Origin of the sequence: Labrenzia sp. PHM005, from assembly GCF_006517275.1 — a bacterium.
Taxonomy (GTDB): Bacteria; Pseudomonadota; Alphaproteobacteria; order Rhizobiales; family Stappiaceae; genus Roseibium.
The window spans coordinates 5,585,364-5,612,269 of sequence record NZ_CP041191.1; the positions used below are offsets into that span (position 1 = coordinate 5,585,364).

Here is a 26,906-nt window from a genome sequence, read left to right on the forward strand (position 1 = left end):
CCATTCATGACCCTCCAACCGCCGCGCCAGACCCTAGCTGACGGTCTGGAAATCAGCCGTGTTTTGACGGGCCTCTGGCAGGTGGCCGACATCGAAAAGGATGGTGCGCAGCTTGATCCAGAAAAGGGGGCGGATCATCTTGAAGCCTATTTGAAGGCCGGATTTTCCACCTTCGATATGGCTGATCATTATGGCAGCGCGGAGATCATCTCCGGGCGGTTGCTCGCTCGGCATGAAGGACATGACCGCCCACAGATTTTCACCAAATGGTGTCCGGAACCGGGCCCGATGACAGCCGACGTCGTGCGCGCAGGTGTTCAGGAACGGTTGGACAGGCTGGGCACAGACTGCATTGATCTTTTACAGTTTCACTGGTGGAGTTTTGAACATCCGGCCTGGCTGGACGCACTTCACGAAATGACGAAACTGAAGGACGAAGGGCTGATCAAGGCTCTTGGCGTTACCAACTTCGACGCTGCACATCTGCGCCTGGCCCTTTCAGACGGTATTCCGCTGGTCAGCAACCAGGTGTCGTTTTCCATGATCGACCGCCGCGCACTCGGACCTTTATCCGATCTGTGCGCGCAAAGAGATGTCCGGTTGCTTGGATACGGCACTTTGTGTGGTGGTTTTCTGTCGGACCGCTGGCTCGGCAAACCGGAGCCTGTCGACATCACCGACTGGTCGAAGATGAAGTACAAACGCTTCATCGACGCTGCGGGTGGCTGGGACGGGTTTCAGGCGATCCTGGAAGCAGCCAACTCCATCGCTCAAAAACACAGCGTTTCGCTCGCCAATGTGGCATCGCGCTGGGTGCTGGAACAGCCGGCAATCGCGGGCGTAATTGTTGGCGCTCGGCTCGGTGAAAGCGAACATATGGCGGACAACGCAAAACTGTTTTCCTTCGCATTGGATGAAGAAGACACCGCGCAGTTGGACGCAGCTTTTTCGCAGACTACACAGGTCCCAGGTGACTGCGGCGATGAATACCGCCGCCCACCTTTCCTGACCGCGTCCGGCGACCTCAGCCATCACTTGTCTGGAATGCCCCGCGCCCATGACGCTGGTCCTGCTCCGCACCGGCCGGACGCAACGCATGTATTAACAGGGTCTGATTGGGAGGAGATCGCCGGATATTGCCGGGCCCACCGGATCGGTAACCGTATCCTTGTTTCCGGCACGACCGCTGTCGCTGGCGCGTCCCGGGCTGTCGCCCCGGACGATGCTGCAGCCCAGACCACCTTTATTCTCGACAAGATCCTGGCCGCGCTTTCAGCGCTTGGAGCCACCGCGAACGACGTTGTGCGCACCCGGATCTTCATCACGGACGAAAAGGATGTGTTCGACATCTCCCGCGCCCATGGCCGCGTTTTCTCAGACATCAAACCCGCCAACACCCTGGTTGTGGTTGCCGGACTGATTGGCGACCACAAAGTGGAGATCGAAACCGAAGCTCTTGTAAAGGATAGCGCGCAAGAACCGGAATAGTATGCGTTCATGCAGTTTGGCGGGCCACTGTTGTGGCTTCCATCGTCTTCTTAAGCAGGGCAAATGTTCCGTTCGGCGTAAGCCAATGCCTCCATTGGAGTTAAAGACCTGGGAGCCACAGTGCGATTTCAGGAAACAGCACCAGCAGGGCAACCAGTAGAAGTGAGCAGCCGATGAATGGGAAGGCCGACGTATAAATCGTACGCATGGTTGTCCCGGTTGGAGAAACCCCCTTCATGACAAAAAGTAGGAGCCCGAAAGGCGGTGTCGTGAAGCTGATTTCCAGCGCCAGCAGCATGATCAGGCCGAACCAGATCGGATCGTAGCCAAGGTTCATGGCGAGCGGAAAGAAGATCGGCACAGTGAGAAGCATCATGGAAATCTGTTCCATGAACATACCGAGCAGCAACAAGACCGCGAACATCACCATCAACATGGCGATCGGGGCAAGCTCGAAGGAAATGGCCCAATTGACCAGCCCCCTAGAGGCGCCGGAAAAGGCCAGGAGCTGACTGAAAGTTGCCGATCCGAAGACGATCAGATAGGCCATCAGCGTAACTTTAAGCGCTCCGGTAACGGATTTGCGCATCGCCTCCCAAGTCAGGCAGCGGAAAATCGCTGCGAGAATCAAGACACCCAAAGCGCCGAAAGCAGCAGCTTCGGATGGCGTGACGAAGCCATTGATCATCAGGATGATAATCACCACCATCACACCGACCATCGGCACGACCTCCCGCAGGAGCAGGGAAATCTTGCTTAAAAAGGAGAGCGGCTCCACGTCATAGGCAGGCGCAGCGCTCGGGTCCAGCTTGGTTTGCAGCCAGATGGTCCCAATGTAAAAGCCGGCCAGGATAAGGCCCGGAACAACCCCAGCAATCAAGAGAGCGCCAACATCGATCTGAGCCAATGTAGCTAGGAGCACCGCCAGTGCTGAAGGCGGAATGATGATTGCAAGACCGCCCGTGCCCAGGATCGGGCCGATGCTCATGTGTGGCTTGTAGCCCCTCTGGTTCATTTCCGGCACCATGAGTGATCCGAGTAGCGCCGTTGACCCCATCGAGGAGCCGGAGAGGGTCGAAAAGGCCGTGCCCCCCAAAACGGTGACATAACTCAACCGGCCGGAAAGCCGGCCGAGCAGCTTGTCGATCGCATTGAACATGCGTCCGCCAAGACCCGTGTGAAAGAAAATCTCACCCATCAAGAGAAACAGCGGGATCGGTACGAGCGCGAATTTGGTGAGCGATCCAAGTCCGTTGTTAAGCAGTTGGCCGATGCCGCGCTCGCCGCCCATAAAGACCCAGGCGCCGACGATATTGGCGGCCAAAAACGCCAGGGCTACCGGCATGCCCATGGCCATAAGGAAAACAATCACGCCCAAGAGCAGGGCGAGAGCTTCATACCATTCCATTACTCGTGTATCCCCGCTTCACCGGTATGCATCAGCTCCGAGCCGACGACAAAGCGCATAAATTCAGCGGCCATAAGGCCGAAGCTCAGCGGAAAGGTGATCGTCAGTAGCCAGCGGGGGTAGTAGTAGGCACGCGTGTCATAGTCGCCGCGTTCGATGTTCTTCAAGAACAGCTCCAGCCCTTTCCAGGCAAGGATGACGCAGACGAGCACACAGGCAAGTGCCACCAATCGGCTGACAATGCGCCTTGGGCCGTCCGGTATGGCGGAAGTCACCAACTCGATGTGAACATGCCCCTTTTCGCGGACCAGCCACGGCGCACCGAGCATGGTCATATACAAAAGCCCGTACTCGGAAGACGTAAACAGCCAGGCAAATGGCTGCAGACCCAGATTGCGCATCACGACCGAAATCACGACGGATACCATCAGCCACACGAGTGTGGCGCCTGCTACGATCGCCATGGCATCAATCAGAAACTTGTAATACTTGGAAACAGCCGTCATGCACACGCCCCGGATCGGCAAATCAGGCCCGTCTGCCGGCGGGCCTGATTGTTTTGTTATTTTGCGGCATTCAGATCGTAGAAGAGTTCGATCAGCTTGTCATAGTTTCCAGTGCCGCCCGGTTGCTCAGCCATCAGGCCTTTCATCCGCTCCCAGGTCTTTTCACGTGCCGCTGCCAGATAGTTTGCCTTGGCTTCGCCTTCAAGCGATATGGCGGTCATGCCGGCAGCATCTAGCGCAGCAAAATCCTCATCCCGCTTCGCGCGTAGTGCGGCCACGCTGTCCTTTTCGTGCTGAATGGCAACGTCTTGCAGGATTTTCTTGGATTCGTCAGACAGAGAATTCCATTTCTCAAGGTTGACGATGACACCCAGGTCCGTCGAGAAAAAGCACGGTTCGATCCGGTAGTTCAGGAATTCGTTCCATTTCAGATCGATTAGACCGATTTGCGTCCAGCCAGTGGCATCAACAACTCCGCGCTGGAGGGCCGAATAGACTTCCCCAGTCGGAAGGTCGATCACTTGAGCACCAAGATAGTTGGTGAAGAAGGCATTGTAGACGTTGTTGCCGCGCAGTTTCAGGCCTTCAACTTCCAGATTGCCGTTCGCATCAAAGGTGGGTTCGTTGCGCGTCCAAAGATTGTAGCAAACACCACTGTCAAACCAGCCGAGATACTTAAGCCCCATCTTTTCCTGATGGATCTGATCGATCAGCTCAGTGCCGCCATTTCCGCGTGTTTCAACCGCCGTCAGGTTGGAGGCGACCATAGCGTCTTTTTCCGGGAGAGCGCCGCCATAAAAAGAGCCCGGCGTATAGACCATGTCGACAATGCCGTCACGCACCGCGTCCGGCTGCTGGAACATGCCGATTGCTTCAGGACCACCGCGCACATCGATCTGCACCACGCCTTTGCCAGCCTCATTCACTTTATCGACGAAGGACAGGAAGCTCTTCGTGTAGATCAAAGTTTCAGGGAAAGCATGAACGGCAGACAGAGTGTCTTCCGCCTGCGCCGATACGTTGAGCAGTGTTGATCCGGCAAGCAGGCCGGCCAGTATTAACCTCTTCATAGTCTCACTCCACTTTTCTGGCGGCCCTTGCCGCTCCCCTCCGGTTTCAGGAATTGTCCTGAGGCTTGCTGCTCCTGTTGGATCAAGAGCTCTTTGTCATTTGCGCGGGCAGCGCCCACGGTGCGCGTTGCATTAGGTTCTGCTTGTGTCGGTCTATGTCGGACTTATGGGCAAGGGTCAGATCGATGTCGTCCCAGCCGTTGATCAATTTGGTGCGCCAGCCTGAATCGAGATCAAAACCGATCAGCTGGTCACCAATCAGCAAGCTGCTCTTTTCAAGGCAAATCTCCGCGGAGAGCGCCTCATAAGCGAGAGCCTGAAACAACAGGTTCAACTCTTCTTCGCGGATCCGGGCAGGCAAAAGGCCATTGTTGATGGCATTGCTGGCAAATATGTCGCCAAAACTCGGCGCAAACACGGCCCTGATACCGGCATCAACCAGAGCATAGACAGCAGCTTCGCGCGACGAGCCGCTGCCGAAGTTTCGGCCCGCCACTAGGATGCTGGCATGATCATGACGGTTCAAAGGAAAGTCGGGACGGATTTCACGGGCTGTATCCCGGCGCAGATCATGCAGCAGAAACCGGCCGTAACCTTCACTTCTTGGCGTCGACATAAACCGCGAGGGGATCAATTGATCCGTATCGACATTGTGGATCGGCAGGGCCACGGCGTGCCCCTTATGCTGGCTCCAGCCGCTCATACCTTGCGTCCTTTCAAGAGCGGACGCACATCCGTGATCGCCCCAGTGACAGCCGCTGCGGCTACCATCGCCGGAGACATCAGGTGAGTGAGCGCGCCGGGACCCTGTCTGCCTCGGAAGTTGCGGTTGGTGGACGAAGCGCAGCGTTTGCCGGGCGAAACCAGATCACCATTCATGCCCACGCACATTGAACAACCGGAAGCGGCCCACTCCAGGCCTGCATCGAGAAAGATCCTGTCGAGCCCCTCTTCTTCAGCCTGCGCCTTGACGAGCGCCGAGCCGGGAGAAACCAGTCCGGAGACCTTTGCTTTGCGGCCGGAAAGGACTGCCGCCGCATGGCGCAAATCTTCAATCCGTCCGTTCGTACATGAGCCGATAAAAACCTGATCGACTGGCGTTCCCTCAATCCTGTGGCCGGCGGAAAGTCCCATGTATTCGAGTGCATCCCGCACCCCTTGCGCCTTGCCGTTTGCCAGCTGATTAGGATCAGGAATATCAGCGGTGACCGGGATCGCCTGTTCGGGGCTGGTGCCCCAAGTTACGGTCGGTGCGATATCCTCGGCACTTAAGAGAATGTCTTCGTCAAACGAAGCCGTTTCGTCGGTTTTCAGCTCCGCCCAGTGCTCCAGAGCAGCTTCCCAGTCGACCCCTTTTGGAGCGTATGGGCGGCCTTTCAAGTAGGCGTAGGTCGTTTCATCCGGCGCAATCAGACCGAAGCGTGCACCGCCCTCAATCGAGAGATTGCACAAGGTCATCCGGCCTTCCATGGAAAGGCTGCGAACTGTGCTGCCTGCATATTCAAGGGCATGTCCCTGGGCACCATCAGCACCAAGGCGCGCAATCCAGTTCAGCGCAATGTCTTTGGCGCTGACACCCGGACCAAGTGCTCCCTTGATCCGTATGCGCATTGCGGCTGGCTTCTTTTGCCAAATGGTCTGGGTCGCCAGAACATGTGCAACTTCAGTTGCACCAATACCGAACGCAAGTGCCCCGAATGCACCGTGGGTCGAAGTGTGGCTGTCACCGCAATTAACAAGGAGACCAGGCAGTGTCAGCCCCTGTTCAGGCCCAACAACATGGACAATGCCTTGGCCGGGATCTTGAAGGTCAAACAGCCGCAAGCCATGCGCTTTGGCATTCTTGCGCAGAGTCTCAACCATGTATTTGATCTGGGGATCGGAAATCCGATCGCGCGCCCGTGTCGGGGCATAATGGTCAACCACAGCAAAGGTCAGGTCAGGTTCGGCGACAGGTGCGCCTCTTGCCGCTATTTTCCCGAAAGCGTGGTGCGAGCCTTCGTGCACGAGATGCCGGTCTACCCACAAAAGGGATGCACCGTCCTCACGTCGCACGATTTCATGTGCGGACCAGAGCTTGTCAAGGAGGGTGCGCGGGGCCGTCATGCCGGCTCACCCGGCGGTTTACCAATGGCCGGCTGCCAGTGGCGTGCGCTGCCGTCGCCGACCCGTGTCAACGGCATTTCAAGACGGAACATATCCGGTCTGTAAAGCGCGGAGAGGTATTCTACGCCGTTGTCATTGACGTCGCGCACGACGCGGCGCAGGGACAACAAGGCTGAACCGACCGCAACGTCAAGAGCTTCTGCAACATCGGGCCCGGCAAGGGTGGCTGAAACGGACTGATGTGCATCCTTGATCTGGACACCGCTTAATTCCAAGAGCTTGAAAAGTGGCGTCGTCGCCAAATCGTTTTCTGAATAGTTCGCGGCAATGCCTGCAGGAACATAGGTGGTCAGATGCGAGAAAGGTGTTGCATCGGCGCTGCGGACCCGGGTTGCGATCTGGACTTGCTCTTTCGGTTCCAGCTGCAGGGCACTGGCAACGAACTCCGGCGCCGCGCCATAAGAAAAGGATAACAGACGCGCTGTGGTGCTCTGCCCCATCTCGACGAGCTGCGGCATCAAGGTGGCTAGATTCATGGCCATCGGTTGCCCGGCTTGGCCGGAGGTGCGGACTGTTGTGCCGCTGCCTGCGCGCCGTACGACAAGATTGGCGGCAGCCAATGCATCCAGTGCCCGTCGGATCGTGACGCGGGAGACACCGAAAATTTCCGCCAGCTTTTGCTCCGGCGGCAGGCTGTCCCCATCTTCCAGGCGGCCATCAGCAATCTGATCGCGCAGAGAAAGATAAACCTGTCTTGCCTTCGCACCTTCCGGAAGCAGCGATTTTTCGGGCTTACTCACGCTGGAAATACCTCCCTATTCCGCACTCAATGTTATCGCCGTCTTCAAAAAGATCAAGTATCTGTACAAAAAATTTGTCTTTTTTGGTATTACCAACATATAAAAAGCTGTATTATAGAAAATACAAATTTGGGAGGGCGGTATGCCAATCGTCGAACTGCATCTGCTGCAGGGATATGGGGCCGAGGACAAACGCCGACTGCATGAAGGCCTGACAAATGCCGTCCGCCTGGTGGTACCTGCTGCGCCTGAGGCCATCACTGTCATGATCCACGAAATGGAGCCGGCGAACTATTCCCGTGGCGGCATTCACCGAACGGGTGCCGCTGCGCATACAGATCCGGCAGAGATCGTGAAAGATTTCTTGGGCACCATGGAAGCGCGGGATCTTGAGAGCGCGCGTGCGTTCTTGAGTGAGGACTTTTTCATGCAGTTTCCCGGCGCGCCGCCGATGTACACACTGGAGGAATTGATTGCCTGGGCAGGCCCTCGCTACCGTTTTGTCAAAAAGGCGTATCAAGGCTTTGACGTCCTGCAAGACACCGGCCCCGCGGCGCTGGTTTATTGCCGTGGCACCCTATCTGGAGAATGGCCCGACGGTACCCCGTTTGATGGCATTCGATTTATCGACCGGTTCGAAATCGAGACTGGCAAGATCACACGCCAAGACGTGTGGAACGATCTTGCGGAGGTGAAGGCAATAGTATGAGCGAGATAGATCCCATTACCCTGTCGGTCCTGTCTGGCCGCATGGAGCAGATTGCCGATGAAATGGACGCTACGCTGTTTCGCGCGGCCTTCAATCCGATCATCGCCGAAGCCCACGACGCCAGCCATGGGCTCTACCATGCCGGCAGCGGTGATACGCTGGTTCAAGGCAAATCCGGATTGCCGATTTTTGTCGGTGTGATGTCTTTTGCCGTCAAGGCGGTGATTGAAAAGGTTGCAGCTGACGGAGATTTGGCCGACGGAGACATCTTCATCTTCAACGATGCGCACATTGGCGGCACCCATCTCTCGGACATGCGTCTCGTCCGGCCCTATTTTCGGGATGGAAAGCTATTTTGTTATCTTGCTTCCGTTGGCCATTGGCATGATGTTGGCGGCGCCGTGCCTGGGAACTACAACCCTGCAGCCACGGAAGTCTTTCAGGAAGCTTTTGTGCTACCGCCGGTCCGGCTGGCCCGCGCAGGCACCATCAACCAGGACATTATCGACATTCTCTTGCGCAACACTCGCCTGCCGCAATCTGCCAGAGGCGATCTGAACGGACAGCTCGGAGCGCTCGATCTCGGTGTTCGGCGCATGGATGAACTGCTGGACGAATATGGCGCACCGACAGTGCGCTCCGCCCTCGATGCGCTGGGACATCGGGCGGAAGCATTAATGCGGGCTGAGCTATCTGATCTACCGGATGGGCGCTGGGAGGCAGAAGATTTTCTCGACAATGATGGCATTACGGATGAACCGCTCGCCATTCGGGTGGCGCTGGAGATCAAGGGCGACCGCATGACCCTCGACTTCGAAGGATCTGCTCCCCAATGCGCCGGACCAGTGAACATTGCACTGCCGACAACGGTCGCAACGGCCTATGTGGCGATCAAACACATCTTTCCTGATTTGCCAGCCAATGCCGGTGTTATGCGTCCAATCACTGTCGAGGTGCCAGAAGGGTCTCTCTTGTCGGCAGAGTTTCCCAGTCCAACGGGCGGCTATACGGAGACAATCCTGCGCATGATCGATGTCATCTTCTCAGCCTTTGCAAAGGCGGCACCGGATCGCGTCGTGGCGAATGCCTACGGCACCATCAACGCGCTGTCGATTGCAGGCAAACGCAGTGACGGCAAACCCTGGGTCATGTTCAGTTTCTACGGTGGCGGGCATGGTGGCTCTCCCGAAAGCGATGGTCTCAACCATGGCAACGCACCGATTTCTACGGCGACCATCCCTCCGATGGAGATTCTAGAAGCCGCCTATCCGGTGATGTTCCGCAAATGGGCACTGCGGCCGGACAGCGCCGGAGCGGGCAAACATCGCGGCGGAATGGGGGCGGTCTACGAGATCGAAGTTCTGGAAGAAAACGGCGCGGAGGCATTTTTGTTCGGCGAACGCGGACGCTTTGCTCCCAAGGGTATTGCGGACGGCCAGGACGGTGCACTCAACCGGTTTTCCTTCGAGCAGGATGACGGCTGGCAGACGCCACCACTCGCTTCAAAAATGCGCGGCATCAAATTGCAGCAGGGTCAGGCGGTTCGTCTGGAAACTCCAGGTGGGGGCGGTTACGGCAAGGCGGAGGACCGCTCAGCAACTGATGTTGCCCGGGACGTGGCCCGAGGGCTTGTTGAAGGGGAAGTCGCCGACCGGATCTATGGACGCACATGGCGGGAGGCCTCCTCATGAGCGGACGCATGGTTGGCGTTGATGTCGGAGGCACATTTACCGACATATTTGTACTCAACGAGGAAGACGGAACTGCATCTGTCGCCAAGGTGCCGACAACGCGCCCTGACCAATCGGGTGGATTTCTGGACGGAATTTCGCAACGGGTTCCAGATCTTTCGGAAATCTCCGTTGTGGTACATGGCACAACCGCCGGCACCAACGCACTCTTGGAGCGAAAAGGTGCAACAACCGGGGTTATCTGCACCGAAGGCCTGCGCGATGTCTTGGAAATGCGCCGCCGGGACCGGCCGCGAACCTGGGGCCTCAGAGGTGATTTCGAACCGGTTGTTGACCGGCGCAACCGGTTGGAAGTGCCTGAACGGACGCTGGCTGATGGCACAATCCGAACACCCGTTGATCTTGAAGCTGTGCGTGCGGCTGCCCGGCGGCTCCAGGCGCAGGGCTGTGACGCGATCGCGATCCTTTTTGCCAACGCTTACGCCAATCCGGAAAACGAAGCGGCAGCCGTCACAGCCGTACGCGAGATCTGGCAAAACCCGCATGTATCGGCATCTTCGGAAATCTTACCGGAAATCCGGGAGTTTGAACGGTTTTCAACCACAGCACTCAACGCTTATCTACAGCCGGAAGTGTCCGGCTATCTGGACCGGCTTGAGCGTGCGCTGACCTCGGGAGGTTTTGACGGCGAATTCATGATCGTGCAGTCCAATGGCGGCGTCATGGCGGTCGACACGGCCTGCCGTCTCCCGGTCCGCACAGCACTGTCAGGCCCGGCTGCAGGCGTGATCGCGGCCGGTTACATTGCGTCTTCGGCAGGCTTTGACAATGTGATCACCGGTGACATGGGCGGGACGAGTTTCGATGTCTCGCTCATTTCGGACGGCCACTCGATGCTGTCGCCGCAAACCGCTATCGATTTCGGCATGGTGGTGCGCACGCCAATGATCGAAATCACCACAATTGGTGCAGGTGGTGGGTCCATCGCCTGGGTCGATAAGGGTGGGCTTTTGAACATTGGCCCTGAAAGCGCCGGATCGAACCCCGGGCCAGTCGCTTATGGATTGGGGAACACCCGCCCGACTGTGACGGATGCCAATGTCGTCCTCGGCCGCATCGATCCGGACAATCCGATCGGCGGAAAACTTGAAAGGCTCGATGTGGAGGCTGCTTCTGAGGCGATCGATCAGCATGTCGGCCAACCTCTCGGCCTGAACACCATCCAGGCGGCTGAGGCCATTCTGCGGGTGGCCAATTCCCGAATGGCCGGAGCGATCCGCCTTGTCAGTATTGAGCGAGGTTTTGATCCAAAACGCTTTGCCTTCATGCCGTTTGGCGGTGGTGGCGCGCTGCATGCAGGTGCCATGCTCAAGGATGTCGGCATCGCCCGCGCCATTGTTCCCCGTTATCCCGGTGTTACCTCCGCGATGGGCTGTGTCATTGCGGACATGCGCCAGGATTTTGTCCAGACCATCAATTCATTGGTAGACCAACTGGATGTTGTCGCGCTCAAAGCTTTCATGCAGATCCATGTCGACCAAGGGCTGGCAATGCTCGATGCGGCCCGGACCCGCTTCGACAGCCGGACACTTAGTTTTGAACTGGACATGGCCTATGTCGGCCAGACGCATACAGTCTCTGTGCCGCTAACAATCCGAACTGAAAAAGACAAAGTTCTCCCGCCAACCACAGCGGAGATTGAAGCGGCCTTCGATACTGCCTACGAAGCGGCTTTCGGACGGTTACTGGAAAAGGGTGTCCGGCGTGTCTTGAACCTGCGCAGCGCGGTGACAGGACTTCGGCCAAAATTCGATCTGCGAGCCCTTGCGCCAACTGGCACGGAAGTCCCGCAGCCCCGAACAAAACGAAACGTCCATTTTGGAGACGAATGGCACGAGACCGCGATTTACGACCGGCTCGCGCTGCCTGTGGGAACCGTCGTTCAGGGACCCGCAATCTTGGAACAACCGGATACGACCGTGCTCGTTGAACCAGACCTGCAAGCGCGTGTCGACGCCTTTGGCAACACCATCATCGAACCTTCGGAGGGCGTGTCATGAGCGAGCCGAATACGTGGGACTTGTCCAGGACGGCGCTCCTGACGATCGATCTTCAAAACGACTTCATTCATCCAGAAGGTGCTTATGGCCGGGCCGGACAGCGTGCAGATAGCATTGCCGCATTGCCGGAGCGTATAGCGCCGTTGGTCGCTGCCATTCGGCAACGCGGCGGACACTATGTTTCAGCCCAATTTACGCTGGTTCCCGACGCCGGCGGCGAGCCGCTGATTGCGCCGCATCTGAAAAAGCTGCGTCCCTTTCTGGGTAAAGGAGATTTCGCACCGGGCAGTTTCGGCAACACTCTGGTCGACGTTCTGTATCCGGCCGATTTTGTGGTCGAGAAAGTGGCCTATTCCGCCTTCTATCAGACGCGTCTTGAATACATCATGCGCGCTGTCGGCATCGACAATCTGATCGTCGGAGGTATCGTGACCAATGGCGGCGTGGCTTCCACATTGCGCGATGCCCATTTACGCAACATTGACACGGTCCTCCTGACAGACGGCACTGCGGCCTTCAATCAAGACGTCCATGACGCCACGTTGTTGTCGCTGGCAACGGTTACCCATGAGATGAATTGTCAGGACGCACTGGCCTGGCTGGAGGCAGCATCATGAGCCTGAAACAACGCCTTCAAAAGAAAGACATTCTGATCGCCCCAGGGGTCTATGACGGTTTGACCGCATCCTTGGCGACCGCGGCAGGCTTCGAAGCCCTGTATCTAAGCGGCGCGGCGGTTGCCTATACACGTCTGGGACGGCCCGATATCGGCCTGACCTCAGTGACCGAAATGACTGACACCATGGCGCTGATCGCTGACCGCTCCGAATTGCCGGTCATCATTGATGCGGACACCGGTTTCGGCAATGCGCTCAACGCGCAGCGCACCATGCGCCTTTATGAGCGGGCCGGAGCCTCAGCGCTCCAGGTCGAGGACCAAACCTACCCTAAGCGTTGCGGACACCTGTCGGACAAATCGCTAATCCCTGCAGAGGAAATGGCGGGCAAGGTTCGGGCGATGGCCGATGCGCGCCGTTCAGACGAAACTCTGATCATTGCTCGAACGGATGCTATTGCCGTTGAAGGATTTCAGGCAGCGATTGACCGCGCCGAGACCTACCTGGAAGCGGGCGCTGACGTCCTTTTCATCGAAGCACCGCAATCGCGAGAGCAGCTTTCGGATATTGCACAGCGTTTTGAGGGGCGCGTTCCCCTCCTTGCCAATATGGTCGAGGGTGGTTCAACACCGATTACCGGCGCGGACGACCTGGAAGAACAGGGCTATTCCATCGTCATTTTCCCAGGCGGCATCGTACGCGCCCTGGCCCGTACCGCTCAAGACTATTATCAGAGCCTGCACCAGCATGGCAGCAACCGGCCCTTTGCCGACAGGATGTTCGACTTCAATGGTTTGAATGGCGTGATCGGGACGGCGGACATGCTTGCCAAGGGCGTTGCCTATGACCGCAATGAAACCTGACGTTGCTCCTGCGCCTGACGCCTTCGATCTAACCTGTGAAACCCTGATCATCGGTGCGGGAGCTGGCGGTTTGGTGGCCGCGCTTGCGGCCCATGAAGCCGGTCAGTCGGTTTTGGTGATTGAGGCAGACCCAGTGCCGCAAGGCTCAACGGCCCTCTCCGCCGGATTGATCCCGGCCGCGGGAACAAAAGCCCAGGCTGTTGCCGGAATTGACGATGATGCGGTGCTGTTCGCAGCTGACATTCAAGCCAAGGCCGACAACGAAAACGAGCAAGCCTTGGTCAACCGTTTAGCCAATGCGTCCGGTCCGGTCATTGATTGGCTGACGGAAACCTTCGGAATGCCGTTTTCGGTGGTGTCCAATTTTGATTATCCAGGCCACAGCCGCAGGCGCATGCACGGCCTGCCGACACGGTCCGGCGCGGAGTTGATCGACCGGTTGCGGGCAACATGCGAAAGCGCTGGGATTGACATCATTTGTGAGCGCCGCGCTCATCGGTTGTTTTTGGACGGTGACCGCGTTTCCGGTGTTGCTGTTACGCGTCCTGATGGCGGCGTTGAAACAATCGGCTGTGACAAGCTCGTTCTGGCTTGCAACGGCTTTGGCGGAAATCGGGACCTGGTGCATCAATTCATGCCGGAGATCGAAAACGGTGTTTGGTTCGGACATGACGGCAACCGGGGCGAAGCACTGCTTTGGGGAAAGGAGATCGGTGCGGATCTTCAACACCTGAACGCCTATCAGGGACACGGCAATGTCGCGCACCCCCACGGCATCCTGATCACCTGGGCGGTCATCATGGAGGGGGGCGTCCAGGTCAACTGTGAAGGCCGGCGTTTCTGGAATGAGACCAAAGGTTATTCGGAAGCCGCACGAGCGGTCCTCTCCCAGCCGAAGGGCGAGGCCTACGCCATTTTTGATGGTCGTATCGCCGAAATTGCCCGGCAGTTCGAGGATTTCAAACAGGCCGAAGCGGCCGGAGCCATCAAGGTATCGGCAACACTCGAAGGTCTGGCAGGAGAGCTCGGTTTGCCGGTTGGCCCGTTCGTGGAGACCATGAACGCTATTCCTGTAGACGGTCCAGATGCGTTCGGCCGCACCTTCAAAAGCCCTGCCCTCAAAGCACCCTACTTTGGTGTCCGCGTAACCGGCGCATTGTTTCACACGCAAGGCGGACTTCGAACGGGCAAAGATGCTCGTGTTTATCGCACCGGCGGTACGTTGTTTCCCAATCTGTTTGCCTGTGGCGGTGCGGCCTGCGGGGTTTCCGGCAGCGGAGACAGCGGCTATCTCTCCGGCAATGGCCTTCTGAGCGCGGTCGTCTTGGGCAAACTCGCCGGAGAAGCGCCGTTGGACTAGCGATACACGCACATCGTATTTCATATCCTCATAATTGACCGGCTGCCTTGGCGATTGCTGCGTCGGTCTGCTGCAGATCTTCTTCTGACAGCGCCAGATGTGCATAGAGCTTGCTGTCGGGTTTCAAGATCCCGCTCTGGCGCAGCGACGTATTGAACGCCTTCGCCTGCGCCGCATTGTTCTTGAGCGTGTCACGATAATCGCGCACTGTGTCTTCAGTGAAGACGACATCGAACAACATGGGTTCCCCGACGATCTGGTGGGGAACGCCGGCGGCCGAAAGATGCGTCGCGTAGCTTTGCATCAACCGCTCACCGTTTTTCTTAATCTCCTCGTAGGCGCCCGGACGCCGCAGAATTTCCAGCGTCTTCAAGCCCGCCACACTGGCAACGGGGTTGCCGCTCAGCGTTCCTACCTGAAACGTGAAACTCGTCTCGCCGACAATGGCCTTGTCGAAATGGGCCATAATCTCGGATCTGCCCGCAATGGCTGCGAGCGGAAAGCCGCCGCCAATGATTTTGCCGAGCGTGCACAGATCCGGCACGACGCCGTAGTACTCCTGCGCCCCGCCATAAGCGAACCGGAAGCCGGTCACCACTTCATCAAAGATCAGAACGATTTCATGCTTGGTTGCCAAATCCCGCAAGGTCTGCAGAAACCCCGGTGCAGGCGGGATCAACCGCTGCAACGGCTCCACAATGACACAGGCGATTTCGCCGGCATATTCCTCAACCAGAGATGTGACGAAATCCGCGTCGTTGAACGGCGCAATCAACATGTTGTCACGCACGCTTTCCGGGATCCCGGCGGAATCTGGAACGGCTTGCGGGAAATTGACGAGCGTCTTAGGTGCAAGGCTCATCAAGGCTTCGCCTGACATGCCATGGTAGCCGCCCTCGAATTTGAGGATTTTGTCTTTCCCCGTAAAGGCGCGGGCAAGCCGCATGGCGTACATGTCCGCTTCTCCGCCCGTCGACACGTAACGGATCTGCTCGGCGCAGGCCATGGCCTCGACCAAGACTTCAGCAAGCTCAATGCCGGCGGCATTGTTGGTGAAGAACGTCATGCCCTTGCCAAGCTGCTCTTGCACCGCGTCCAGGACTCCCGGATGGCCATGGCCCAGGATCATTGGACCGGATCCGATCAGATAGTCGATATACTCGTTGCCATCTTCGTCCCAGACCCGAGAGCCCTTACCCTCGCGCAAGATCAAAGACGGATCGAAATTTCCGAACCCTGCGGCAGGCAGGACCTCGGCTGCGCGGGTCTGCCAATCGGATTGCGAGATCTTCGTTTTCATGGGCGTTCCTCTCAGACTGGCCTTATGCCACTAGGTTGAGAACGGGATTTCCGAGTACGTCCGGATCAGGCGACACACCCAAGCCCGGACCACTTGGAGGAGAAATGAAACCACCGGTCCGCGAGGGCGCTGCGGGATCAATCCTGGGTGCAACATAGCCGGACAAATCGCAGACATTCATGACGCCCTGGCGCGGTGTCGCGGCAGCGACATGAAGCGCTGCAGCTGTCGCGATGTCCGAACCCCAGGTATCCTCAACACACATGCGCGCGCCGGCATAAAGACACAGATCCCGGGCTTTTCGAAGCTCGGTAATGCCGCCGAACTTAGACAATTTTAAAGCTACAGCATCCATGCAGCCAAGTTCATACGCCTTCAGAAGGCTGGTTGTGTCATGGGCGTTTTCATCGAGCTTCATCGGCAAACCGGTGGCAGCCCTGACGGCAGCGCACTCTTCCAGTGTCTGGCACGGCTGTTCCAGCATGATGTCGAGATCGGCAACAGCCCGCCCGACGCGCGTGGCGTCCATGCGCGTTGCACCGCAATTCCAGTCGCCATAGACGATCGGGTCGGGACCAACCGCCTCGCGAACAAGACGCAAGCGAGCAACGTCTGCCTGCCAATCATAGTCCGCGCCAAGTTTGACCTGGATCTGGGTCATCCCGGCTACAATCGCGTCTTTGGCGATCCGGACCATGTCCTCCGGCGCAATGCATGTGATGGAGTGATAGAGCGGGAGTTGATCTGTCTGCAATCCGCCAAGCAGGGTGTAGATCGGCAGCCCGCAAGCCTTTCCGGTCAAATCCCACAGCGCTATGTCAATCGCAGATTTTGCATAGACATGACCGATCAGGTGTTTGTTGCAGGCCGCCATCGCAGCCTCCGCGCCGATCGGGCTCCTGCCGATCAGAACGGGGGCGAGTTCTTCAAGGGCCGGAGCAACCCCATTGGCATAGGCGGGTAGATAATGGGGGATCGGGCAAACTTCACCCCAACCGGAAACGCCCTGTTTGGTCTCGATCCGCACGACCATGCTGTCCACGGTGGCACAGGCCTTGCCTGACGCCATGTAGTAGGTCTCGTGGCTTGTCAATGGAACCCGCCACAGGGACAGACCCGAAATTTCAAGATCGGGCACGTTTTTCATGCGGCCTCTCCATATACCGCGATCGGGTCGCCAAGAATTTCAGGATCAGGTTCGATACCGATGCCAGCGCTCTGATCAAAATGAACCGAGCCTTCGACATTGCGCGCGCCCTGGCCGGGAAATGGATCAACAGCAAGATGCGCATGGCACAGCCAGCTTGCCAGTCTGTTGGCCTCCGGCGTTGCAGCCGCCAGATGCAAGGCGGCTGTGTCCGCGAACGCGGTTCCGCCCGTGTCTTCTATGTGCATCTGCCAACCTACCGAGATGCCGAAATCCCGGATCTGTTTCGCCTTGGTCAGTCCACCGACCCGGTTCGGCTTGACCTTGACGCCCTGGCAGATGCCCGCCTTCCAGGCATCAAGATGATCTGCAAAAGACTGCAGACATTCATCCAGCATGATCGGCTGAGGCACTTTGGCGGCCACAAGCGCACACTCAGCAAGCGTTTCACACGGCTGCTCGATCCAGTCGCGGGCGGCAACCGAGTTCAGCACCTGTAGAGCGACACCTGGTGTCCATGCCCGGTTCACATCGAAGGTGACCTGTTCGTCCGGCGCCAAGGCTGCTGAGATTGCCTCAATGCGTTCGATGTCGGCCTTGAAATTGCTGCCACCGACCTTGGCTGAGTGGGTCTTGTAGCCCTTGGCACTGGCGGCTTGAATATCCGCGATCATTTCGTCTGGCGTACCAGTTGAAATTGACGAATTGATCGCGACCTCTGCTGGATTTTCTGCACCAAAGAGCCGCCAAAGCGGGGTGCTACTTGACTTACCGAGGATGTCCCAGCAGGCAATGTCCAAAGGTGCTTTTGCGTACGGATGTCCGGGCAAGTGCAGATCCATCGCCCGATTGACCGTCTCCACCGCCCGCGGGTCCTTGCCGATCAAGGCAGGTGCCAAGAGCTCCAGAGCCGCGCGCAAACCCGAACCATGGGCTGGCAAGTAAGTATGGCCCCACGGGCACCCTTCCCCCCAGCCGGTGAAACCTTCGTCGGTTTCAATGCGCACGAAGGTGCTGTCGAGCCGCTCGAATTTCAGCCGCCCACCGGAAAGCCAGTAGGGTTTGGAGAGCGGCAGATCGATCTGCCAGACCGAGATCTTTGTGATCTTCATGCGGCCTCTCCATAGGCGGCGACCGGATCTCCAAGGGCCGGAAAATCCGGTGAGACCCCAAGCCCCGGCATGTCAGAGGCGAAGAGCTTTCCATCCTTCGTCTTTGGGGCCGGTGTTCCTGTCGAACGGGTGTTGTAGTTGCAGAGGTCTGTTGTGTTTTGCAGGTAATCCGCTGGAGTGGACGCTGCAAAATGGGTGAGCGTTGCGGTTGCGATTTCGCCGCCCCATGTATCTTCGGCAACAACCGGGATCCGGTTGTCGAGGAAAAAGTCCCGAATCCGCCGAGCCTTCGACAAGCCTCCAAGGTTCGATATTTTCAGGCACACCAGATCCGCACCCTGATCGGCAACAATCCGTTGTGCGGCCCGCATGCCGGTCACGCACTCGTCGAGCTTCATTGGCAGATCGATCCGCCGGCGCACCTGAAGGCACTCCTCATAAGTCCGGCAGGGCTGTTCGAGGATGAAGTCGAGATCCCGTGTTGCCCGGGCCACCCGGAGCGCATTGTCGACGCGCCAGCCCTGATTGGCATCGGCCATCGCTTTTTCGCCGGGTTTCAGAAGCGGAACGGTTGCGCGAATGCGGTCTATGTCGCTGGACCAGTCCGCACCGACCTTGATCTGGAATTGCCGGTATCCTGCAGCCCGGTGCCGGTCCAGCTCAGCGATTGTCTCTTCGGTTCCTCTATGCGGCGCGACACGGTACATGGGCGCGCCATCCGTGAGTTTTCCGCCGAGAAGAAGCCAAACCGGCGCATCGAGAGATTTTCCAAAAATATCCCAGCACGCGGCGTCAAACGGGGCCTTGGCATAGCCGTGGCCCTGAATGGTATGATCAAGGATCTGCTCGATCCGGGCCACCTGCCTCGGATCTTCTCCGATCAGAACCGGTGCGACGAGCCGCGCGAGCGCTTCAACCCCTTCAGAATGGGCGACCATGTAATTCTCGCCGCAAGGCGTGAACTCGCCGCAGCCTTGCACACCCGCATCCGTGTCGATCACGACAACCGAGGCCTTTGCCACTGTAATGGCATTGCCCGCTCCCCAGCCGTATGCGCCATCAACATAGGGAAGATCTGTCTTGTAGACACGGATGCGGGTGATCTTCATGGGGTCACCACAATGTTGCCCGTGTGCTTCTTCTCGATGAACGCGGTTTGCGCCGCGTGAAAATCCTTGAGTGGGTAGGTCGCGGCCAAAGCCGGCCTGATTTCATCGCGTTCAATGTACCCAACAACGTCCGAGAAAATATGGGGAGCAATAACGGTCGAGCCGGTAAATGTCAGGTCGCGCAGGTAGAAGGTTCTCAGATCAAGTTCCACGATCGGGCCCGCGATTGCGCCGGAGCACGTGTACCGACCACCGCGTTTCAGAACATCTATCAAAGTGCCCCAGTAGGATCCTCCGACGATGTCCGCGACGACCGAGACCGTGTCTTTACCCATTGCTGATTTCAAGGCGGCTTTGAGATCTGCCGGTGCACGTTCAAGAACGTGATCCGCGCCGAGCGCCTTAACGTCTGCATGTTTGGCGGGCGACACCAGAGCAATAACAGTCGCGCCCCGGCGTTTGGCGAGCTGGACCAGGGCCGATCCGACACCGCCCGAGGCGCCTGTCACCAGAACCGTATCCTTTGCACCGACATTGGCACGGCTAAGCATCCCTTCTGCGGTTGTGTAGGAACAGGAAAATGTTGCCAGTTCTGCATCTGATAGTGTGCTGTCGATGGGTCCGACATTCCGCGCATCGACAACCGTATATTCGGCAAACCCGCCATTGCACTCGGAGCCGAAATAGCCGGTCTTATCCATGTTGTCCGGATCGGACCAATCGCGCAGCCAGCAATCGACCATGACGCGCCTGTTCAGGAGGTCTTCAGAAACTCCATCTCCCAACGCGACGATCGTGCCGACCGTATCGGCGCCCTGAATCCGCGGGAAGGTAATAGGCCTCCCGCCCCACGTCGGGTCTTCCTCTGCGACTTCCTGATAGGCCCCGCCTGTGGTCGCCTCAGAGACTGTTTTTGAATACCAGCCGGAGCGGGTGTTCACGTCGGTGTTGTTGAGGCCGCAAGCTCCGACTTTGATGAGGACTTGCCCGGCTCCCGGTTCGGGTGTCGGCCAGTGTTCGTGCCAGACGATCTTGTCCAGACCACCATGTCCATCAAGAACCATCGCTTTCATTGTGGCGGGAATGCTCATTCCGCAGCCACCCCGACCGGTGCATCTGTGCGCGGTAAAATGCTGTCCGGATCATACGCCGGGAAATCGAGAACTCTTGCAGCCCTCGCCCCGTTCATCACGACGACTTCCAACTGTGTTCCTGCTTGCGCAGCTTCCGGTTTGACGTAGGCGAAGGCCAGGATTTTGCCGACTGAATGACCGTAGGCAATCGAGCTTGTTGCTCCGACAACCTTCCCGTTCATCAGGACGGCTTCCCCGCCATGACCATCGGCGATGCCATCCGGTTCCACTTCAAGATAGACACAGACCCAAGGGAGTGCGCTTTCCGCGCTCTTTGCGGTTTCTTCACGGCCGAGGAAGTCACCCTTGTCGAGTTTGACGAAGCGCATCACATCCGCTTCCGGCAAGGTGACCTCGTTTGTCAGTTCACCAGCGCCTTTGAAGCCTTTTTCGAGCCGCAGGGCATTCATTGCAAAGGACCCGTAGTCCGCGAGGCCGAGAGGCTCCCCGGTCGCCCAAAGTGCGTCATACACCGCCAGCATGTCTTCCCGGGGAACGTGGAACTCCCAGCCAAGCTCGCCTGCATAGGACATGCGGAAGGCCCACAGCTTGCGGCCTGCCACCTCGATTTCCTGTGCCGTCAACCACCGGAACGACGCATTGTCCAGCGCAGACGGGGTATTGGGAGCCAGAATATCGCGGGCCCTCGGCCCGTTCAGCGCCATCGCCCCCCAGTCTGTCGAGAGGTTTCGGACCGTTAAGGTCTCACCGTCAAGGTGTTGGGCCAAGTGATCAAGGAGACGCTGCTCGAAGAACGCTGCACAGACAAGATAGAACCGGTCCGGGTCAAGCCGCACTACGGTCAGCTCCAGCTCAATCCGGCCACGCCGGTTGAGCATATGGGTCAAGGCGATGCCGCCAACCTTTTTGGGAAGCTTGTTGGCAACCAGACGATCAAGATAGGCTTCCGCATCCGGACCGGACACTTCGATCTTGGTGAAAGCCGAGATATCCATGATGCCGGCAGTGTCCCGCACTGCCTTCATTTCCGTCGCCACGACGCCATGCCACTCAGGCCGGTTGAAGGAATAATAATCGCGCTGCTCCAGGCCGTCTTTTGCGAACCAGCGCGGCCGTTCATGGCCATAGACTTCTTCGTAAACCGCACCCTTGTCTTTCAAACGCTCATAAAGCGGGCTGGGTTTGATCGGCCGGCCTTCCAGGCGGTTGAAGTGCGGGAACGGAATTTCGTGGCGCAGGCAATAGTCTTCCTTGGCCTTGATCACCTGCCAATCCTTGTCGGCATAGTCACCGAACCGGCGCGGATCGAATTCGCGCATGGAAATGTCGGCGGCGCCATGCACCATCCATCTGGCCAGCTCGCGGGTAAGGCCCGGACCCCAACCGATGCCGATTTGGGTGCCGCAGCAGCACCAGTAATTCTTGACGCCGGGAGCTGGGCCAATGAGGGGGTTGCCGTCCGGTGGGTGTGAAATCGCACCGTGAACTTCCCGCTTGATGCCGAGCTCTGCAAAAATCGGCATCCGGTCCATGGCGTTTTCCAGCCAAGGCATGATCCGGTCGTAGTCGGCGTCAAACAGCTCGTTTTCCGCTTCCCAAGGGCAATGGTCTTCCCAAACCGTGTTTGGGTTTTCCTTCTCGTAAATTCCGATCAGGCCGGATTTCTGCTCCATGCGGATATAGCCGGAGACCAACTTGTCGTCGCGAATGACCGGGAGTTCTTTATCCAACTCCAGGAACTCCGGAACCGTGTCCGTGACGATGTAATGATGGGTCATGGAGGTCATCGGCAATTGCAGGCCGCTCCATTCACCCATTTGGCGCGCATAGGTGCCACCCGCATTGACAACATGTTCGCAGGTAATGTCGCCGAGTTCCGTGAACACCTTCCATTCGCCCGTCGGCAGCTGCTTGATGTCTTTTGCGCGACAGCGGCGGATAATTTTGACGCCAAGTTTCCGGGCACCGATAGCCAGCGCCTGCGTCACACCGGACGGATCCGCGTGCCCGTCATCCGGTGTGTGAAGAGCGCCGAGAACGCCGTCGAGATTGTAGTACGGATGCAACTCCCGGATACGATCCGGCCCGACGAGCTCCATCGGAAACTGAAGCGCCCGGCCAACGCTCATGGTGTGGCGCAGCCAATCCATTTCGTCTTCAGTATAGGCGAGGCGGAAGGAACCGCAGCCATGCCAGGTGACGGACTGCCCAGTCTCTTCTTCCAGCTGCCCGGCATAAAGATCGATGTTGTAGCCGACGCACTTTCCAAGGCCGAAGCTGGATGTGGAATGTGTAATCTGGCCTGCCGCATGCCAGGTCGAGCCGGATGTCAACTCCGCCTTTTCCAAAAGCACAACATCGGACCAACCTTCATGCGCCAGATGGTAGGCAAGGCCGCACCCCATGATACCGCCTCCAACGATGACAACACGCGCCGAAGACGGCAATTTCGTAGCTCCAAGTTCCGACACGTCGCATCTCCATGGACCGTGATTTTTCGATGGACAGCGTAATCGTACAAATGTACTCTCGTCAATCATGAATGATATGAATGTACCAAAATCTGATTTGAAGGCACCACAAACGGTGCTTCATGACCTTGCTTCAGAGCTTGAGGAACTGACACCTGAGCTGCGCAAAGCGGCAAGCTATGTGCTTGAAAATCCGAATGATGTCGGCGTCAGCTCGATCCGCGAGATCGCTGATGCCGCGGGCGTGAAACCCAACACTTTCGTGCGTATGGCGCGGTCAGTGGGCTTCGAGGGTTATGAAGACTTCCGGCAGCCGTTCCGCGAAGCGATCCGCAGCAGAGGCACGGATTTTCCGGACAGGGCCCGCTGGTTGCAGTCTCTGTCAAAGGGCGGACAGCTTGGTGAACTCTTTGCCGAAATGGCGGCCTGCGCGATCTCCAACATCGAGAACACATTTGCGGCCACCGATGCAAATGCAATGAAGGCGGCCGCCGATGCGATCGTCAATGCCCGGCACACCTATGTGCTCGGCGTGGGGGTCAACAACTCAAACGCGCGCAACTTCACATACCTCTCGGACATGGCGGTCGACACGATCTGGACGATCCCGCGCATGGGGTCCGTCGCGACGGATGACCTGGCGCGCGCCGATGAACGCGATGTGTTGCTAGCCATGACCTGCAAACCGTATCGCACCGATGTGATAGAGGCAGTCGAGGTTGCCCGCGAACAGGGCATGGCAATCATTGCAATCTCCGACAGCCCGGCATCTCCGATCGTTGTCGGCAGCGATCACGCTTTCATCATCGATGCAGAAACCCCGCAGTTCTTTCCCTCGTCTGTTTCGACGATTGCGTTGCTGGAGGCTCTGCTTGCGTTCGTCATCGCCGACGCGCCACCCGAGGTGGTTGCCAGCATCGACCGTTTTCACACGCGCCGCCATGCAATGGGGCTTTATCAGGAAGAATGGAAGGACCGCTCATGAACGTTCACAGTCAGCTGATCCATTCGCTCGAAGCGCGATATTATACCGATCCTGCCCATTTTGAGCGGGAGAAGGATGGCCTGCTGGCGCGAACGTGGCAATTTGCAGGGCATGCGTCTTTACTCCAAAAACCGGGCGACTACTTCACGGTCGACATCGCCGGCGAGAGCATCGTCTGTCTCAAAGACCGAGAGGGTGTGCTGCGCGCCTACTTCAACGTCTGTCAGCACCGGGCCCATCAGCTGGTTCAAGGCGAAGGCAACACCAAGTTGCTGGTGTGCCCCTACCACAGCTGGACCTATGAGCTCACTGGCGGCCTCCGCTCCGGTCCCAATGTCAAATCCGTCCCGGGGTTTGACCGAAACCAGATTTGCCTGAGCACCGTCCAAATTGAGGACTTCTGCGGCTTCCTGTTCGTCAATCTTGATAGGGACGCGAAGCCAATGGACGAGTGGTTTCCCAATGTCCGCGAAGAGCTGAGATCCTTTGTACCGCATATCGACCGGCTACAACCACTCGAGTGGGTGGACATAGAAGAAAACTGCAATTGGAAAGTATCGGTCGAGAACTATTCCGAGTGTTATCACTGCCCCATCAACCACCCGACTTTCGCAACCGGTGTCATCAAGCCCGAAACCTATGACATCCAGCCTCAAGGGTATTGCCTGCGCCATACAACAGAATGTCAAAATCTGGAGCGCATGACCTATGAGATTGACCTCAATTCCAACGAACATGCAGGAGACTATTCGTCCTGGTTCTTGTGGCCGTTGTTCTCCTTCCAGGTCTATCCAGGCAACATCCTGAACACCTATCATTGGCGGGCGGTCGATGTGGATCACGTCGTCGTCTGGCGCGGCTGGTACACGATCGACGGCGTCGACAGTGAGGTGGTGCGCCGCCTTGCCGTGCAGGATCGCTCCACCACGGTGGAAGAAGACATCTACCTGGTGGAATCCGTTCAACGTGGGCTGAAAAGCCGGGGCTACAAACCCGGTCCGCTGGTTCTGGATCCAGCCTGCGGTGTGCATTCCGAACATTCGGTACAGGCGCTGCAAAGCTGGATGCGCGACGCATGATGGGCGGAATTCAAGCTTATTGGCAAAACTTCATCGATGGCGAATTTGTGGATGGCGGTGCCGGGCGTCTCGATGTTCTAGACCCGGGAACCGGAGAGAAACTTGCCGAGCAGGCGCTGGCGGATGCCGCTGATGTCGACCGCGCGGTTCGGGCGGCCAAAAGGGTCAGCGACAGCCGGGCCTGGATGGATCTTCGCCCTGTAGAGCGGGGCCGGATCGTCCGCAAGATGGGCGAGTATCTTCTGGAACGCATCGATGAAATCGCCCCGATCCTGACCCGAGAGGCTGGAAAGCCACTTTGGGAAGCCAAACTCGAAATCGAGGGCGCAGCCCGGTACTTCGAATATTACGGCAATCAGGCTGAAACCATGGAGGGCCGGTCGATCCCGTTGGGCGGCGGGCACTTCGACTTTACCGTCCACGAACCCTTTGCCGTTTCCGCCCAGATCATTCCGTGGAACTATCCGATGGAGATGACGGCACGGTCCGTTTCCGCGGCGCTCGCTGTTGGATCCGCTGTAGTGGTCAAGACACCGGAACTCGATCCGCTCACGAACCGGTATTTTGCAGATGCGGCCCTTGCCTGCGGTCTGCCGGCAGGCGCGCTGAACATACTTTGCGGTCTCGGCAAGGCGGCCGGGGCGGCTTTGTCCGCCCATCCTGACGTCAATCAGATCGTCTTTACCGGGTCTGTTGCTACAGGCTCGGCAATCGCAACGGCAGCGGCTCGGAACGTCGTACCCTGTGTATTAGAACTTGGCGGAAAATCAGCCGCGATCGTCTACGATGATGCCGATCTCGATGCCTTCCTTTCGGATGTCCGCTGGGGCATCTACTTCAACGCAGGCCAAGTGTGTTCGGCCATGTCCCGCGTCATTGCCCATGAGGCCATCCATGACAAGTTGTTGGACGGCATTGTCGGCATGGCGGAAGGATTGAAGGTCGGCCCGGGTCTTGAGTTTCCGGAGTTTGGCCCGAATATGGGACCAATGATCTCTGAAGGCCAATGTCAGCGCGCAGCCGACATGGTCTCTCAAGCGGAACGCGAAGGAGCCCGGGTTGCGACCGGCGGCCGCCGCATCAACCACCCAGGATATTTTCTTGAGCCGACGGTTTTGACCAGCATCGCTCCTGATATGACGATTGCGAGCGATGAGGTTTTTGGGCCAGTGCTGTCGGTTCTGAAGGCACGGGATGAAAGTGAAGCGCTCGAGATCGCCAACGGCACACCCTACGGCCTGGTGGCTGGGGTCTTCACCGCCAATGTCGACCGAGCCATGCGCGCCTCCCGGCAACTCCGGGCAGGTCAGGTGTTCGTCAATGAATGGTATGCTGGCGGGGTCGAAACGCCGTTCGGCGGCTTTGGAAAATCCGGCTATGGCCGGGAAAAGGGCCGTGAGGCCCTGCTCAACTATGTTCAGACCAAAAACATTGCAATCAGGATAGGCTGATGGATCAGGATCTGTTTGAAAAAGGACTTGCCCAACGCAAGGCAACTCTCGGCGCAGAGTATGTGGAGAAAAACCTTGCGGCCGCTGATGATTTCACCCGGCCGTTTCAGGAAGCAATGACGGCCTGGTGCTGGGGCTTTGGCTGGGGCGATGATGTCATCGACGCCAAGACCCGCTCCATGATGAACCTTGCCATGATCGGGGCGCTCGGCAAGATGACCGAATGGGAAACCCATTGCCGCGGCGCCGTCACGAATGGCGTTTCCAAGGAGGAAATCCGCGCCATCATCCATGTGATCGGCATCTATTGCGGCGTGCCGCAGGCCCTGGAATGCTTCCGGGTGGCCAAGAAGGTTCTTGAGGAAGAAAATCCGAAATAGATTTGATGAATTTGGTCGATGCACTCGGATTGGCTTCCACCTCGGCAGAAGCCTTTCCGCCCGACATCAAAGTTTTTTCCAACTACAGCAAAGGTGCGCT

The 26,906-nt window shown here is 57.9% G+C and carries 23 protein-coding genes; 11 read left to right on the forward strand and 12 right to left on the reverse strand.

All coding sequences use genetic code 11. The features are described 5' to 3' along the window. The first annotated feature begins 6 nt into the window (after positions 1 to 6). Positions 7 to 1,488 (forward strand): aldo/keto reductase, encoded by a 1,482-nt coding sequence (locus FJ695_RS25275; protein WP_141188026.1) that lies wholly within the window; start codon positions 7 to 9, stop codon positions 1,486 to 1,488. A 100-nt stretch (positions 1,489 to 1,588) separates the two neighbouring features. On the opposite strand, the gene FJ695_RS25280 is transcribed toward FJ695_RS25275, so the two are convergent. The 6 genes from FJ695_RS25280 to FJ695_RS25305 all read right to left on the reverse strand — a co-directional run bounded on the left by FJ695_RS25280 (position 1,589) and on the right by FJ695_RS25305 (position 7,378). Further along, positions 1,589 to 2,896, reverse strand: a complete 1,308-nt coding sequence (locus FJ695_RS25280) for a TRAP transporter large permease (RefSeq protein WP_141188027.1) — start codon at positions 2,894 to 2,896, stop codon at positions 1,589 to 1,591. Continuing rightward, positions 2,896 to 3,402 (reverse strand): TRAP transporter small permease, encoded by a 507-nt coding sequence (locus FJ695_RS25285; RefSeq protein WP_141188028.1) that lies wholly within the window; start codon positions 3,400 to 3,402, stop codon positions 2,896 to 2,898. Before FJ695_RS25285 ends, FJ695_RS25280 begins: the two co-directional genes overlap by 1 nt. A 56-nt stretch (positions 3,403 to 3,458) precedes the next feature. After that, positions 3,459 to 4,472: a TRAP transporter substrate-binding protein DctP gene (gene dctP / locus FJ695_RS25290; RefSeq protein WP_141188029.1), complete on the reverse strand. Its 1,014-nt coding sequence runs from the start codon at positions 4,470 to 4,472 to the stop codon at positions 3,459 to 3,461. Positions 4,473 to 4,554: 82 nt separating this feature from the next. Further along, a complete protein-coding gene (leuD, locus tag FJ695_RS25295; protein ID WP_141188030.1) occupies positions 4,555 to 5,175 on the reverse strand; it encodes a 3-isopropylmalate dehydratase small subunit in 621 nt (206 codons plus the stop codon). Next, on the reverse strand, positions 5,172 to 6,578 hold the full coding sequence (gene leuC, locus FJ695_RS25300) for a 3-isopropylmalate dehydratase large subunit (protein WP_141188031.1): 1,407 nt from the start codon (positions 6,576 to 6,578) through the stop codon (positions 5,172 to 5,174). The genes leuD and leuC overlap by 4 nt, the downstream gene beginning before the upstream one ends. Further along, positions 6,575 to 7,378 carry a GntR family transcriptional regulator gene (locus FJ695_RS25305; RefSeq protein WP_141188032.1) on the reverse strand — a complete coding sequence of 268 codons (804 nt, stop codon included), beginning with the start codon at positions 7,376 to 7,378 and terminating at the stop codon, positions 6,575 to 6,577. The genes leuC and FJ695_RS25305 overlap by 4 nt, the downstream gene beginning before the upstream one ends. Before the next feature lie 142 nt (positions 7,379 to 7,520). Between FJ695_RS25305 and FJ695_RS25310 the strand changes: the two genes are divergently transcribed. From FJ695_RS25310 to FJ695_RS25335, 6 genes are read left to right on the forward strand one after another with little or no spacing between them, the layout of a single operon-like run. Beyond that, positions 7,521 to 8,087, forward strand: coding sequence for a tautomerase family protein (locus FJ695_RS25310; protein ID WP_141188033.1), 567 nt, complete (start codon positions 7,521 to 7,523; stop codon positions 8,085 to 8,087). Next, the gene (locus FJ695_RS25315) at positions 8,084 to 9,778 is read left to right on the forward strand and encodes a hydantoinase B/oxoprolinase family protein (RefSeq protein ID WP_141188034.1); all 1,695 of its coding nucleotides are present in this window, start codon (positions 8,084 to 8,086) and stop codon (positions 9,776 to 9,778) included. The genes FJ695_RS25310 and FJ695_RS25315 overlap by 4 nt, the downstream gene beginning before the upstream one ends. Continuing rightward, positions 9,775 to 11,838 carry a hydantoinase/oxoprolinase family protein gene (locus tag FJ695_RS25320; RefSeq protein ID WP_247653737.1) on the forward strand — a complete coding sequence of 688 codons (2,064 nt, stop codon included), beginning with the start codon at positions 9,775 to 9,777 and terminating at the stop codon, positions 11,836 to 11,838. The genes FJ695_RS25315 and FJ695_RS25320 overlap by 4 nt, the downstream gene beginning before the upstream one ends. Then, positions 11,835 to 12,455: a cysteine hydrolase family protein gene (locus FJ695_RS25325; RefSeq protein WP_141188036.1), complete on the forward strand. Its 621-nt coding sequence runs from the start codon at positions 11,835 to 11,837 to the stop codon at positions 12,453 to 12,455. Before FJ695_RS25320 ends, FJ695_RS25325 begins: the two co-directional genes overlap by 4 nt. Continuing rightward, positions 12,452 to 13,318 (forward strand): oxaloacetate decarboxylase, encoded by an 867-nt coding sequence (locus tag FJ695_RS25330; protein ID WP_141188037.1) that lies wholly within the window; start codon positions 12,452 to 12,454, stop codon positions 13,316 to 13,318. Before FJ695_RS25325 ends, FJ695_RS25330 begins: the two co-directional genes overlap by 4 nt. Next, positions 13,299 to 14,678: an FAD-dependent oxidoreductase gene (locus FJ695_RS25335; protein ID WP_141188038.1), complete on the forward strand. Its 1,380-nt coding sequence runs from the start codon at positions 13,299 to 13,301 to the stop codon at positions 14,676 to 14,678. The genes FJ695_RS25330 and FJ695_RS25335 overlap by 20 nt, the downstream gene beginning before the upstream one ends. Before the next feature lie 28 nt (positions 14,679 to 14,706). Here FJ695_RS25335 and FJ695_RS25340 read toward each other — a convergent pair whose 3' ends face one another. Genes FJ695_RS25340 through FJ695_RS25365 form a run of 6 tightly spaced genes read right to left on the reverse strand, consistent with a single transcriptional unit; the run spans position 14,707 to position 22,911 of the window. After that, positions 14,707 to 15,978: an aspartate aminotransferase family protein gene (locus FJ695_RS25340; RefSeq protein WP_141188039.1), complete on the reverse strand. Its 1,272-nt coding sequence runs from the start codon at positions 15,976 to 15,978 to the stop codon at positions 14,707 to 14,709. 22 nt (positions 15,979 to 16,000) lie between these two features. Continuing rightward, positions 16,001 to 17,125, reverse strand: coding sequence for a mandelate racemase/muconate lactonizing enzyme family protein (locus FJ695_RS25345; RefSeq protein WP_141188040.1), 1,125 nt, complete (start codon positions 17,123 to 17,125; stop codon positions 16,001 to 16,003). Beyond that, the gene (locus tag FJ695_RS25350) at positions 17,122 to 18,237 is read right to left on the reverse strand and encodes a mandelate racemase/muconate lactonizing enzyme family protein (RefSeq protein WP_141188041.1); all 1,116 of its coding nucleotides are present in this window, start codon (positions 18,235 to 18,237) and stop codon (positions 17,122 to 17,124) included. Before FJ695_RS25350 ends, FJ695_RS25345 begins: the two co-directional genes overlap by 4 nt. Continuing rightward, on the reverse strand, positions 18,234 to 19,346 hold the full coding sequence (locus FJ695_RS25355) for a mandelate racemase/muconate lactonizing enzyme family protein (protein WP_141188042.1): 1,113 nt from the start codon (positions 19,344 to 19,346) through the stop codon (positions 18,234 to 18,236). Before FJ695_RS25355 ends, FJ695_RS25350 begins: the two co-directional genes overlap by 4 nt. Continuing rightward, positions 19,343 to 20,437: an alcohol dehydrogenase family protein gene (locus FJ695_RS25360; protein WP_168206486.1), complete on the reverse strand. Its 1,095-nt coding sequence runs from the start codon at positions 20,435 to 20,437 to the stop codon at positions 19,343 to 19,345. Before FJ695_RS25360 ends, FJ695_RS25355 begins: the two co-directional genes overlap by 4 nt. After that, entirely contained in the window at positions 20,434 to 22,911 is a 2,478-nt protein-coding gene (locus tag FJ695_RS25365; RefSeq protein ID WP_141188043.1) for an FAD-dependent oxidoreductase, read from the reverse strand. Before FJ695_RS25365 ends, FJ695_RS25360 begins: the two co-directional genes overlap by 4 nt. A gap of 76 nt (positions 22,912 to 22,987) precedes the next feature. Between FJ695_RS25365 and FJ695_RS25370 the strand changes: the two genes are divergently transcribed. Genes FJ695_RS25370 through FJ695_RS25385 form a run of 4 tightly spaced genes read left to right on the forward strand, consistent with a single transcriptional unit; the run spans position 22,988 to position 26,806 of the window. After that, positions 22,988 to 23,896 (forward strand): MurR/RpiR family transcriptional regulator, encoded by a 909-nt coding sequence (locus FJ695_RS25370; RefSeq protein ID WP_141188044.1) that lies wholly within the window; start codon positions 22,988 to 22,990, stop codon positions 23,894 to 23,896. After that, positions 23,893 to 24,975, forward strand: coding sequence for an aromatic ring-hydroxylating dioxygenase subunit alpha (locus FJ695_RS25375; RefSeq protein WP_168206487.1), 1,083 nt, complete (start codon positions 23,893 to 23,895; stop codon positions 24,973 to 24,975). Before FJ695_RS25370 ends, FJ695_RS25375 begins: the two co-directional genes overlap by 4 nt. Continuing rightward, positions 24,972 to 26,426, forward strand: a complete 1,455-nt coding sequence (locus FJ695_RS25380) for an aldehyde dehydrogenase family protein (protein WP_247653738.1) — start codon at positions 24,972 to 24,974, stop codon at positions 26,424 to 26,426. Before FJ695_RS25375 ends, FJ695_RS25380 begins: the two co-directional genes overlap by 4 nt. Beyond that, entirely contained in the window at positions 26,426 to 26,806 is a 381-nt protein-coding gene (locus FJ695_RS25385) for a carboxymuconolactone decarboxylase family protein (RefSeq protein WP_141188046.1), read from the forward strand. The genes FJ695_RS25380 and FJ695_RS25385 overlap by 1 nt, the downstream gene beginning before the upstream one ends. Positions 26,807 to 26,906 lie beyond the last annotated feature (100 nt).